The organism is Fictibacillus sp. WQ 8-8, from assembly GCF_024494405.1.
In the GTDB taxonomy this organism is placed as follows: domain Bacteria; phylum Bacillota; class Bacilli; order Bacillales; family Fictibacillaceae; genus Fictibacillus_C; species Fictibacillus_C marinisediminis.
Window position 1 is genome coordinate 64,602 of the sequence record NZ_JAMXKG010000006.1, and the last position, 12,304, is coordinate 76,905.

The following is a 12,304-nucleotide window of genomic DNA, read 5'->3' on the forward strand; positions in this document are numbered from 1 at the left end:
TTAGCAAGCAATGTTTTCCATTTGCCCTATTCTGTTTGAAGCTGATGTATACTAGGGAAATGGCAAAAGAAGTAAGCTGCCATGGAGGAAATTATGAAGAAATCGCTGCAAAATCTGTTCCCGCTGCTTTCTTTAGGATTATTGCCGATTTGCTCCTTGATCTATGATTGGGTCAATCACCCCGGGAGCGAAGTGCATAACCTAGCTACAACAGTTGACAGGAACATACCATTCTCTGCGGTTTTTATTATCCCTTACCTATTGTGGACCTTATATATTTACGGAACCTTGATTTATTTCTATTTCAAAGATAAGAAGACGTACTTCAAGACACTGTTTGTTTACATTGCAGGCCTGCTGGTCTGCTATACGGTATACAGCCTTTTTCAGACCACCGTTCCTAGGCCGCTCGTTGCTGGCTCTTCATTCTTGGAATCTCTTGTAAACCGGGTCTACGAGATGGATGCCCCTTATAATTGTTTTCCAAGCATCCATTGCTTTTCCAGCTACCTGCTGGTCCGGGTAATGCGCAAGGCACCGTTCTCAACAACCTGGAACAGAAGTATGATTACGTACTTTTCCGTGATTATTATCGTTTCAACTCTGATGGTTAAACAGCATGTCATCCTGGATGTGTTCGCTGCCGTCTTGTTGGCAGAGACACTATGTTTTGTCTCCGAGAGAAATTGGTCACCTTCCGTAAAATCCAAACCAATTCCCTCATCAACGAAAGAAATCAGCCATTAAAAAAGCTCCAGCGCCACGATCAGCCCTTGGCGCTGGAGTTGGATTAAAAAATCCCCATTGAGGCGGTGCCAGGCACCATTTCAATAGGGGTTTTTATTGTTAAGCTATTAGCTGAAAATCGGAGCAAACATCATGGTCACGAACATGAGCGTTAAATACAGAATGGAGAATTTAAACATTCTTCCTGACCACGCAATTTCCGTTTCTTTTTCTTTGTACTTAAAGGACTGCATCGCACGGTAAAGGAAGACTGCTCCTAAAATACCCGCAACGATTAAGTACCAGATTCCCAGTACGTTAAAAAAGTACAAGAGAAGAGAAGCTGCTACCGCAAATACGGTATAAATTAAAATATGAACCTTCGTTTGCTTAAAGCCCACTTTGTTCGGCAGCATCGGTACATTTACACTCTTGTATTCTTCTGCCCGTTTCATTGCCAGTGCAAAGAAGTGCGGAGGCTGCCATGCGAACATGAATACAAATAAGAGCAATGCGATCAAATCAAAGTGTCCGGTAACTGCCGTATAGCCAATAATCGGAGGTGTAGCGCCTGAAATACATCCGATTTCCGTATTGATCACAGTCACCCTTTTAGAAATTGTATAAACAAATCCATAGAAAATAAATCCAATAAAACCTACAAGCGCAGCAACCGGATTTACCATCAAGCCTAAAATGGCCTCACCTATGATAATAAAAATGAGCGACATTAAGATCGCATTTCGTTTCGGTATTCTCCCATTGGTAATCGGCCGGTTCTTTGTCCGTTCCATGTACTTATCGATATCCGCATCGTAAACATTATTCACGATCGCAGATGAACCGATCACAAAAATGGTTCCTAGAACTGTCCAGAAGAAAAGCTCCCATAAGCTAAGGCTTGAAGAGAGATTTCTCGCACCGATGCAAAAGCCAGCAATTGTTCCTAACAGGTTAGAAAAGATAATACCCGGCTTTGTTATTTGTATATAGTCTTTTAAAATGCTTGGAGCAGCATTTTCACCCATAAAATCACCATCTTTTCATATCTATCATATAGTATGTCTCTATTTTAACAGACCTAACACTAGTTTGTGATAAATGTCACATTATGTTCTTATACTGTTCAATAATCGTTCAAATCTCGTCAGACATAAAAAAAGACAGCCGCGTGCAGCCATCGTATTGTTTATAAGTGGCGGCCCCGGCAGGAATCGAACCTGCGACGCACGGTTTAGGAAACCGACGCTCTATCCACTGAGCTACGGAGCCAGCCGAAAGCACTGCCATATCAGCATTATCTAACTTTCTTTGGTTCGCTTTTGTATTATACAGGATAACGGTCTATATTAAAAGTGTCTTGTTTGTTCCTTTCGCAAAAATAATGAGAAGAATGGCAGATTATAAATGAAATCTGAAGCAAGATGAGTAGCTTGTTCGGTTTATTCCGGCTACATCACATACTCACTTCTTGTTCACCGTTCCCTCTAGTTGATTTGATTATAACGGGTTCTAGTGGTTGATTATTCTAATTTACCTTTCATATATTCAAAAATTAGGGCGTTTCCTTTTCTTTTTCTTTTAAATATAAATTGATGGTTTTTTTTAGTTCAATCAATTCCTTATTATAGTTATTTTTAATCTAAGGTTTGGAAAAAGATTTACTACCTTTATTATCTTTATTATTTTGCATACCTATTCTCCTTTTGCCCAGTTGTTTATTTTTAGTATGCTCGATAATAAAACCCAAAGAGGTACGGTAATCAATTAAACACTTAAGCTTGAGTATGTTTCAGACATTAAGGCCCTTTATGTTCTGTTATGCATTAAGGAAACCAAGAGTAAAAAGCTAAAAAATAGAAAAACCGGAAAAGGCTATGCTGTTTCGGTTTTTATATGTCACATTAATGGTGTTTCAAAGGTTTCCTGTCCAAATGAATTATACAGAATAATATTTTACATTAATTCATAATATATATGTTTTCGAGCATCATCAAATAAACGTGCATACAATTGCGTTTGATGTTGACGACTTCTGTGTTAGAAGAGTTGGGTAAAGAAGTCGTAATCTCCCAATACTTGTCCAATTTCTTTTCCTCCTATTGATATTTGTCATATTGTTTTTTTCGGGCGGATTCCATAAGGCGTGTATAAATACGAGTACTATTGATATTGGCGTGGCCGAGCAATTCCTGGATATAACTCTGTGGCATATTCTTCTCTGCCAAATGAGCAGCAAACGTATGCCGCATGGTATGCGGTGTTATTCTAAATCCTAAAGCATCAGAAAATTGCCGAAACTGATACTCTATAAAAACTCGGCTTAACCTTCCTCCTTGTCGATTCGTAAAAAGGTACTTGCTATCCGTTTCCCGGTCGCTCAGATATGCTTTTATACGTTCATAACATTCATGTGTAAAAAGGACAAAGCGCTCTTTGTTGCCCTTCCCTTTCCTTATCCAAATCTGTCTCGTTTCCCATTTTATTTCTTCTAAGGTGATATTTATTAATTCACTTACCCGTACACCTGTGGAATATAATGTCTCTACCATCGCTCTATCCCTTAGACTTGATCTAGTATGTTCTTGTAGAAGCGCCACTTTCCGTTTACTCTCAAATAATAAAAGTTGGAGATAAAGCATATGACTATTTTGCGACTAAAAGAAATATTGTACCAGTAGGCAATTGCGAGGATAACGCTTGTAGGATAAAATAAAACACCCTGGTATCATCTATGATACCAGGGTGTTTTCAACTTAAAAATTCTTATTTTTAAATTTTATATTTACAACAGCAATATGTATAAAGCAAAGAATGATGAACCCAACAAATGCTACATAAAAGTTAACTTTTGTATAAATGAAAGCATATAAAAACAACAGAATTCCGTAAATTACAAACATCACTCCATTAACTTTTGCAAATCTTTGTTTGTCATCATCTATTACGGAATCCTTAGTGTATCCGGCTAGTAAAGAAAAATTTTGTTTTTTCCAGATTAAATATGCAACTAAAAAAAAGAGTAAACTCAAAATAATAAAGATTAATCTAATTATAACCATGTTACTCCTCCCCCTGAATATCCCTTTTATTAAAAAATATCATTGATTACTATTTTTTAACATATATGTTTTTAATTGTTTATTAAAAGACTGCTGCATTAGTCACAATGTCCAGAGTAAATAGAAAATGGCGCAAAGTTTGTTGCTAAAGAAGGCATTGTATATGTAATTCAATGAGGAAATAAAAAAGAGAAATATAATCGAAGGATTGGTTACATAAATATCTAGCAGATTAATTTTAACATCCAAACAGTAGTTTGAAGAAGATTTTTTGACAAGCGGAAATAAACATTTATTTGACACTGCGATTATACCAATCATAATTAGCATCTTGAATAATTTCTTCATTTATCCCTCTCCTCTTCATATGTTCCATATTAATTTCGCCAAAAATGGAAATGTCTAGGGTGTTTTAAAAAGGCTGTATTCGTATACATTGTTGGTTTTATCATGTTGTTCAACTAACAACGGTTATCTCAATGTTGACGATACTATTAAACAGAAGGGAAACAACCAATTAATAAAATAAACGCAAAGCTAATTGCTTCGCGTTTATTTTGTGAGAATTATTGTACTTTAGTTGCAGGGATCACCACTATAGGGCCTGTCAGCATCCTCTATTGAATAGTGTACGTGGGCTTGAGCTTGAGCTTGAGCTTGAGCTTGAACTTGAACTTGAGCTTGAACTGGACCGGCGCTTTTTCACTTTTTTACATTTTAATTTGACTGTTTTAGAGGAACGCTTACAACCACAGTGTTTTTTCTTTTTGGACGACAAAAAAATCCCTCCAAACCGTTATAAATTGAGAAAAAAGGTTTAACCTTGTCTCTCACTTTATCTTATGCAGAAATCTAGTAAAGCGTTTGGACGAGCTGGAAAAATCTATTAAATAAAATGCAGGTTGACAAAAGAATTAACATAACATTTCATATTACAGTTTGGGCTCCAGTTTCCTCAACTCCACCCAATCGGATGATTCTTCATACACAGGTGTAAAGTGATCCCCCCATCTTTTTAGAGCATACTCAATGTTCCATCGAATCATATCATTTAAAATATCTTTTCGCTGTACGGTTAAGTTATATGTTTGCGGTAATTATAGAGCATGTAATTAATCCAATGAATCTTATATTTTTATCAATAAAACATCCATTCGGCGGTCCTCAAGATATCTGCCTTCATAGAGATCATCTGTAGGCCAGCCTCCCACCTCTTTAAGCGCAGATGTTCTGTATAGTCTCGGATAAGGTATAGTTTGCAAGCAAGAATTCATACGGGTCATCAAATGATTTTTCTCCCTTGACCTCAACAATTCTTAAGACTTGGCCCTGCTCATTTTCATAAATAAGCGTGTGATTCCCACATATTAATGCAACATCTTCAGAAACTCTCTCCGCCTCCGCTATCATGATTTCCAGCGTATTTGGAAAAAACCAGTTACCACTGTCAAGCATTAAGGTAAGAGGCGTATCGATCTTAAAAGGACCAAAAAGCAAAGTGTCAGACCTCTCAGCATGATATACCGTACTATTCGAAGGATTATACGCCGGCTTTAGGCTAATTTTTCAGCATTTAAAAAAGCGCTATAAATAGCGCTTCATACCGTCGACATACCCTCTCAATAGTTATATATTTTTTATCTTCATCAACCTATGCCCCCTTATTTATTTCAAGTGTAGAAATAATCCATAGGCACCTTCTGCGATCATTTGTATCGCCATCACGGCAAGTATAAGTCCCATTAGTCGGGAAATAACATTTAAACCATTTTCTCCAAGCTTTGTAATAATAGAGGTTGAGTAAAAAAAAAGGATAAAGGTAGCTGCTAATACAAGGATATAGCTAATAAATACGCTCCCTAGATTTTCAAGAGAATGGGAGGAAGTATGTGCCATAACACTAGCTATGGTTCCAGGGCCCGCTATGATGGGGATCGCAAGAGGCGTTATGGAAATATCGTCCTTTAACTCTGCTTCCTTTTGTTCTTGGTGATGAAGGCTTTGCGCTTTTGATGTTTTAGCATGGAGCAGGTTATATGCGATTCCAAAGATTAATATTCCCCCAGCTACTCGAAATGCATGGATCGTAATCCCAAAGAACGAAAAAATTAAATTTCCTAAAAGTAGAAAAACAGTAAGAATGATAAACGAAATAATAGCTGCTTTTCTTGCGGTTCGGTGTTTTTCTTTAAGAGAATAACCGCTAGTAAGAGACATGAAAATGGGAATATTCCCAAGCGGATTCATAACGGCAAAAAATGAAACAGTGAGCTTAAGGATTAAAGTCAGCAAAGTATATACTCCTTTCGTTACCACTTTAACTATTTATTTCCCAATAAGCTTTAGTTCATAAGCCACTGCAATCGAATCTTATAAACATTGGGATAGGGCACTATTTGAGATTCCTAACAATCATTTACCTAACCTTCACACTGCCTTAGTACTAGCATTATAAGTCTTTATTAAGATAAAAGTCGTATAAAGTCGTACTGTGTCAAATCGTTCTTATGGTTCATAGGCACGACCACGCATGTACCTTATACTTTATATTGTTAAATAGTCAGAAAATTCAGAGGAGGATTAAAATGAAGCAGATTTTATCCATATTTGCGGTGTTGATGCTCATCAGTACAATAGCAGGCAACTTTAAAACACCAGAGAAAGCTAGCGCGGCCACTTTAGAGGTGGATCCAGCATTAACACAAGTGCTAAATAAGGTTTCAGACTCAGTTCAAGTAGAAGGTGTCATCACTTACAGTGAAATGCCTGGTGTGTCTCAACTTAACCAATTGAAGGATTTAGGTTTGCAGACGAGGACCTTCCATAAACTTCCGATGGTGGCAGTAAAGGGCACGAAAGCTGACATCAACTCGTTATTGAACGCAAACCTGGGTGCAGAATCCATATACTATAACAAAAAATTGGAATACAAATTAAAAGACAGCCGAGGATTAATCGGAGCTGAAAAGGTTTGGAATGAATTAGGATATACGGGCAAAGGGACAACCGTTGCCGTTATTGATTCAGGAATTGATGCTACCCATAAGGATCTTCCAATTGGTGATAAAGTAGTGCAAAATGTGAAGTTTTTGACAGGGAACAGCCTGTTTGAATCTTCAAAAACGCTGTATGCAGAAAATATACCAAATACCGATACCACCTCAGGACACGGTACACATGTAGCAGGAACCATTGCCGGCAACGGTACTCAAAGCGATGGCTTGTATAAAGGAATTGCTCCTGATGCCAAGCTCGTAGGTTTAGGTACAGGAGAAGCTATTTCTGTCCTCTGGGCACTTGAAGCGTTTGATTATACGCTTGAAAACCAGCAGAAATACGGAATTGATGTAATCAGCAACAGTTGGGGAACCACTGGAACGTATTCAGCAAAAGACCCGATCAACGTTGCGAGCAAAAAGGCACATGATGCAGGAATGGTCGTATCTTTTGCAGCAGGAAATGAAGGTCCAGATGAAAATACGATCAATCCTTATTCTGTCGCCCCATGGGTTATTTCCGTAGCAGCTGGAACAAAAGACAAACAACTTGCTGACTTTTCCTCAAGAGGCGTAAAGGGGGATCCATTATTGCATCCTGACATTACCGCTCCGGGTGTAGACATTGTATCTACAAAATCCAGTACAGGCATGGTTATGAACTTGCTCGGCACCAAAAAAGACGCCACCTACATTGCACCTGAGCATTTACCATATTACACAACAGCAAGCGGAACGAGCATGGCAACACCTCATATATCCGGAGTAGCGGCACTTATGCTGGAAGCCAATCCATCCCTTCAGCCAGACCGTGTTCTGCAGCTGATGCAGTCTACTGCAGATCCAATGTCCGGATATGAAGAACATGAGGCAGGCGCGGGGTACGTCAACGCGTATGAAGCAGTGAAGGCAGCCAAACAATAGGCAGTTCGTGGAAAAGTCATGAAAATAGCTTTGAGATAAACAGCCCTTTTTAAATATTGGGCTGTTTTTTTATAACACGACATTAATACAATCTTCTAGAATAAGGAGTGTAATTATTGTAAAGCGACTACAATACAGGGATGGGACGCTTTGGAGAAGTTTCAATCTTTATTCTAACGGTTGACCTAGACAAAATAAAAAAACGCCTCCTTCCGTATGCTTGCCAACAGACAAGAAAACGTAAGAAGACATTCTTCGGTTATGTAATTATTCGGGTATTAGACCGTGTACCTTCAGTAAAGCATCTGTTTGACAAAAAGCCTTGAAACAGTTGATATCATTAAAGTGGCGGCCCCGGCAGGAATTGAACCTGCGACGCACGGTTTAGGAAACCGACGCTCTATCCACTGAGCTACGGAGCCAATATTTATGGTCAACAAAGTGTATTATACAAAACTGCAAGCCTTTTGAAAAGCCTTTTGTTTGGGCAGGTTGATTATTTCGCCCTCTTTCTCTACTCTATAATTATACATAAAGTTCATGTCCAAAAATTCATGCAAAGGATGAATTATATGCACACAACACTTGAAGATGTAAAAAAGCACCCGGTGTTTCATTATTTTGCCGAAATTTCCGCCATTCCCCGCGGATCCGGCAACGAAAAAGAAATCAGTAATTACCTCTTGCGTTTTGCAAAAGAAAGGAATCTTGAAGCGGTACAGGACGAAGCGCTTAACATTTTCATAAAAAAACCCGCTTCAGAAGGCTATGAGCATGTCCCTGCCGTCATTCTGCAAGGCCATATGGATATGGTATGTGAAAAGAACAAAGGAACGGCCCATGATTTTGAACACGACCCCATCTCTCTGCAGCTAAAAGATGATATGCTCTATGCGTCCAATACGACACTCGGAGCGGATAACGGGATAGCCGTTGCTTACGCCCTCGCCCTCCTTGATTCGAGTGGTATTCCTCATCCTGCCCTTGAAATCATCATCACTACAGAAGAAGAAACAACCATGAAAGGCGCGCTAGAAGCCAGTCCTGAAATTTTTTCCGGAGAAATTTTTATTAATCTTGATTCAGAAGAAGAAGGCAAATTATTGGTCAGCAGTGCAGGCGGCATAACGGCCACTCAAGCTCTCCCCATTCAATGGGAAACTGCTCCAAAAGAGCTTAAAGGCTACAAGATCCAGTTGAGCGGGCTTTTTGGCGGCCACTCCGGCATGTCTATCCAAAAAGGAAGAGGCAATGCCAACAAGCTCCTTGGAAGAATTCTGCATGATCTTTCCGTCCTGTTCCCTTTCAGCCTTCATTCAATCAATGGAGGGATGAAATCAAATGCGATCCCTCGGGAAGCCGAAGCTGTAATCTATTTACCTGCAGATGCTTCAATCGATCTCCCAAAGCTGGTGTCCAACTGGGAACATGTTCTTAAAAATGAGCTGCGGACAGCTGATCCGGAAATCTCAGTTACAGTCGAAGAAACCGCGGAAAGCCCGGACAAACTATATTCCGTCAAAACCACACAAAACGTGATCACCTCACTCATGCTGATCCCAAGTGGTGTGCTGTCCATGAGCCAGGAGATTGAAGGTTTAACAGAGAGTTCAACCAACCTTGGAGTGGTAACGAGCAACAGCCAGGAAGTTCGTTTTGTCAGTGAGATACGAAGCTCTGTGAAAAGTCTGAAGCAGCAGACTGTTGAGCAGAATAACCTGATTGCACAGCTTACAGAATCTCGGTTCTCCACAGAAGCTGATTATCCGGAATGGCCTTACCTCCCAGATTCAAAAGTCCGCCGCTTGTTTGAAACGGTCTACAAAGATTTATACGGCAACCCTCCAGAGATCGTAGCCATTCATGCCGGTCTGGAATGTGGGGTTTTCACAGAAAAACTTCCACATATCGATGCGATTTCCCTTGGTCCTGATATGTTTGATGTGCATACTCCTGAAGAACACCTCAGTGTACCTTCCACCATTCGGACATGGGATTATTTGAAGGCTGTTTTACAGGAAATGAACAACTTTTATAAATCATGATAACGCACACCCCGGGCTGAATTCTCTTCCTTGAATCCTCCAATTTTACTAACTGTAATCAACGGGCAGGGAACTATTTACCATTCTATGCGTAAACAAAAAAGAGGACGGCTCATCCAATTGAGTCGTCCTCTTTTTATCATTTTAGTCTTAGAAGTCAAAGTTATCCGGATCGGGCCCGACTCTTTGATCTTCGTTTAGCGTATTGATTTTCTCCATGTCTTCCGCGCTTAGTTCAAAGTCAAAGACTTCGGAGTTTTCTTGAATTCTATGGTCTTTTACGGATTTCGGAATGGTCACAACACCATTTTGAAGATCCCAGCGCAGGATGACCTGTGCCACGGATTTGTTGTGTTTTTCCGCAATCTCAGAAAGTACTGGATTGTTTAGGAGCTCACCCTGCATCAGAGGGCTCCACGCTTCCATCTGAATTTTGTTTTCTTTACAGAAAGCAAGCAATTCTTTTTGAGCTAACCGCGGATGATACTCTACCTGGTTAACCATCGGTACAATCTCACTGTCTGCCATTACGTCTTTTAAATGGTGGACGTGGAAGTTACTCACACCGATCGCCCGGACACGGCCGTCTATGTATAATTTCTCCAAAGCACGCCATGTTTCTTTATATTTCCCTTCCACTGGCCAGTGAATGAGATAAAGATCCACATAATCAAGCTGAAGCTTTTTGAGAGATTCCTCATATGCTGCTAATGTTGTTTCATAACCTTGATCTGCATTCCATACTTTCGTCGTGATGAATAATTCTTCACGCGGGATGCCGGAATCTTTGATCGCACGGCCTACGCCTTCTTCATTTCCGTATACTGCTGCAGTATCAATGCTTTTATATCCTTTGCTCAAAGCCGATTTAACGGATTGGTAGACTTCGTCCCCTTCTTCCACTTTATAAACCCCAAGGCCGAACCAAGGCATTTTAACGCCATTGTGCAATGTTGTTGTGTCTTGAAGATGTTTAGCCATCTTATTCCCTCCTTAGATTATGAATATATCGACATTTTCGCATAAATCTTCAAAAACAAGAAAAGATATGCCTGACAAGTGTGCAGGCGTTTGCCTTTACGAATATACCCATAATCAAGGAAAGAAAAAACGTTTCTTCTTTTAGATTCTGATGCTTTTTGTTGTAAAATTGAGGCCGTCTTTTCAAAACTTTTACAATTATGTGCAGGAGTGTTTCCTTTTTTATGGAATACTACATTCATGTAGAAGTAAGTTACGCGGAGGTGTTTTGATGAAAAATAATGTCATTGACTTCCCTAAGCAAGTGAGCAGAGATGTTATTCTTGAAAACGAACTGGACTTGATCACCGAGATTCGGGCACTTCTCAGTGAGTTTCAAAATGATTATCCGCTGCTGATTAAACGTGCGATCCTGACACGGGTCGATCTGTTAACGAAGCAACTCGTAACGATGAATTAACAAACGTTTCTTTGGTACTCGTTCAGCAGCCCGTCAAGCTCCTGGCTGCACTGGACCGTTTCATGACTAGTAAACCCTCTGAGAAATGCCAGCCTGATCAGCTCTTCTTTTTTTGCTCCAATCGATTCTAAAAGCCATTTTTGGCGATACTCTACATTACTCACACACAATGCTCTCCTTTTCTATCAATTCCAACATAATCAGATACACAAGTGATATTATCTATAAAAAGTTGACGTTTGAGAAGGGATTCAACAAAAGAAGTGATAAAGTTACAAAACAATACAAACTTCCCTTTGAAAAGCCGCGTTATCATATGGGCTTTTGGTCATACTATTGAAAAAAGACAGGAGAATCCTTTTGAAATACGTCAAATTTATCGTCTTGTCACTGGGGTTTATTTTCCTTGCCGGCATGTGGTATTTCGAAATCATAAGCTGGTTCAAATGAAAAGCTGAAGCTAGACTTCACTTCCTCGAAAAAAAAACATTCTGCCCTTGGGCAGAATGTTTTCCTTTATTATTCTTCAGTCAGGTTTTGTTTGTTGACAGATACGACCTTTGTTAAGTCAATAAGCTGATCGGTCAGTGCAGACACTCTTAACGTAGCCAGTTCTTCTGACAGCTCCCGTTCTTCATTGAAATGAAGGGGATCAGCGACAAATTGATCCGGCAGTACAAGGCTGTATAAACCTCTCATCACCGTACGCAGGTTGTTTAATGCGTTAATTCCGCCTTTTCCGCCGCCAGCAGCCGCTGCGATGGCAACTGGCTTGTTCTTAAAATGGCCGCCGCTTAAAAAATCAAGTGCATTTTTTAAAGCCCCGCTCATTCCATTGTGATATTCCGGCGTGCAAATAAAAAATCCATCCGCTTCATCAGCCGCTTTACTCAAACCGCGAACAGCTTCATCCTCCCGCTCCGCCGTATCTCCCGTGAATAATGGAAGACGGTCTTTTCCCGCGTCGAAAAAGGAAACATCTATACCTTTTTCTTTCAGAACGTTTGCTGCATATTCGGCAATGCCTCTGGTTCTTGATTCCGCAGTTGGACTGCCGTTCATAACTAAAATTTTCATGTTCATTACCTGCCTTTTAAATTTCCAAAATGT

Annotated in this window: 13 protein-coding genes and 2 tRNA genes; 4 read left to right on the forward strand and 11 right to left on the reverse strand. The window is 39.8% G+C overall.

What is annotated here, in order from left to right:
- The first annotated feature begins 93 nt into the window (after nucleotides 1–93).
- Complete coding sequence (locus M1K46_RS14505) at nucleotides 94–747, forward strand: phosphatase PAP2 family protein (protein ID WP_175501912.1); 654 nt, start codon at nucleotides 94–96, stop codon at nucleotides 745–747.
- A gap of 107 nt (nucleotides 748–854) precedes the next feature.
- On the opposite strand, the gene cyoE is transcribed toward M1K46_RS14505, so the two are convergent.
- The 7 genes from cyoE to M1K46_RS14540 form a co-directional block, all read right to left on the reverse strand.
- Nucleotides 855–1,754, reverse strand: a complete 900-nt coding sequence (cyoE, locus tag M1K46_RS14510) for a heme o synthase (protein ID WP_256226527.1) — start codon at nucleotides 1,752–1,754, stop codon at nucleotides 855–857.
- A 168-nt stretch (nucleotides 1,755–1,922) separates the two neighbouring features.
- Nucleotides 1,923–1,998 (reverse strand) — tRNA-Arg (locus tag M1K46_RS14515).
- Between the two features lie 689 nt (nucleotides 1,999–2,687).
- Nucleotides 2,688–2,813 (reverse strand): hypothetical protein, encoded by a 126-nt coding sequence (locus M1K46_RS14520; RefSeq protein WP_256226528.1) that lies wholly within the window; start codon nucleotides 2,811–2,813, stop codon nucleotides 2,688–2,690.
- A 12-nt stretch (nucleotides 2,814–2,825) separates the two neighbouring features.
- Nucleotides 2,826–3,278, reverse strand: coding sequence for a tyrosine-type recombinase/integrase (locus tag M1K46_RS14525; RefSeq protein ID WP_375162207.1), 453 nt, complete (start codon nucleotides 3,276–3,278; stop codon nucleotides 2,826–2,828).
- A 204-nt stretch (nucleotides 3,279–3,482) separates the two neighbouring features.
- Nucleotides 3,483–3,788 carry a DUF3784 domain-containing protein gene (locus tag M1K46_RS14530; RefSeq protein WP_256226531.1) on the reverse strand — a complete coding sequence of 102 codons (306 nt, stop codon included), beginning with the start codon at nucleotides 3,786–3,788 and terminating at the stop codon, nucleotides 3,483–3,485.
- Between the two features lie 1,215 nt (nucleotides 3,789–5,003).
- Nucleotides 5,004–5,285, reverse strand: coding sequence for a hypothetical protein (locus M1K46_RS14535; protein ID WP_256226532.1), 282 nt, complete (start codon nucleotides 5,283–5,285; stop codon nucleotides 5,004–5,006).
- A gap of 168 nt (nucleotides 5,286–5,453) precedes the next feature.
- Complete coding sequence (locus tag M1K46_RS14540; protein ID WP_256226533.1) at nucleotides 5,454–6,080, reverse strand: MarC family protein; 627 nt, start codon at nucleotides 6,078–6,080, stop codon at nucleotides 5,454–5,456.
- A 293-nt stretch (nucleotides 6,081–6,373) separates the two neighbouring features.
- On the opposite strand from M1K46_RS14540, the gene M1K46_RS14545 reads away from it, so the two are divergent.
- Nucleotides 6,374–7,708 carry a S8 family serine peptidase gene (locus M1K46_RS14545; protein ID WP_256226534.1) on the forward strand — a complete coding sequence of 445 codons (1,335 nt, stop codon included), beginning with the start codon at nucleotides 6,374–6,376 and terminating at the stop codon, nucleotides 7,706–7,708.
- A gap of 346 nt (nucleotides 7,709–8,054) precedes the next feature.
- Here the strand turns inward: M1K46_RS14545 and M1K46_RS14550 are convergent.
- Nucleotides 8,055–8,130, reverse strand: a tRNA-Arg gene (locus tag M1K46_RS14550).
- A 150-nt stretch (nucleotides 8,131–8,280) separates the two neighbouring features.
- Between M1K46_RS14550 and M1K46_RS14555 the strand changes: the two genes are divergently transcribed.
- Nucleotides 8,281–9,753 (forward strand): aminoacyl-histidine dipeptidase, encoded by a 1,473-nt coding sequence (locus tag M1K46_RS14555; RefSeq protein WP_256226535.1) that lies wholly within the window; start codon nucleotides 8,281–8,283, stop codon nucleotides 9,751–9,753.
- Nucleotides 9,754–9,903: 150 nt separating this feature from the next.
- Here the strand turns inward: M1K46_RS14555 and M1K46_RS14560 are convergent, their stop codons facing one another.
- On the reverse strand, nucleotides 9,904–10,734 hold the full coding sequence (locus tag M1K46_RS14560; RefSeq protein WP_091010745.1) for an aldo/keto reductase: 831 nt from the start codon (nucleotides 10,732–10,734) through the stop codon (nucleotides 9,904–9,906).
- A gap of 271 nt (nucleotides 10,735–11,005) precedes the next feature.
- Here M1K46_RS14560 and M1K46_RS14565 point away from each other — a divergent pair, with 271 nt between their 5' ends.
- Entirely contained in the window at nucleotides 11,006–11,194 is a 189-nt protein-coding gene (locus M1K46_RS14565; protein WP_053355398.1) for a hypothetical protein, read from the forward strand.
- Here the strand turns inward: M1K46_RS14565 and M1K46_RS14570 are convergent.
- A complete protein-coding gene (locus M1K46_RS14570; RefSeq protein ID WP_248251768.1) occupies nucleotides 11,191–11,358 on the reverse strand; it encodes an aspartyl-phosphate phosphatase Spo0E family protein in 168 nt (55 codons plus the stop codon). The two genes, M1K46_RS14565 and M1K46_RS14570, sit on opposite strands and share 4 nt — an antisense overlap.
- Nucleotides 11,359–11,713: 355 nt before the next feature.
- The gene (locus tag M1K46_RS14575; RefSeq protein WP_256226536.1) at nucleotides 11,714–12,271 is read right to left on the reverse strand and encodes an NADPH-dependent FMN reductase; all 558 of its coding nucleotides are present in this window, start codon (nucleotides 12,269–12,271) and stop codon (nucleotides 11,714–11,716) included.
- Nucleotides 12,272–12,304 lie beyond the last annotated feature (33 nt).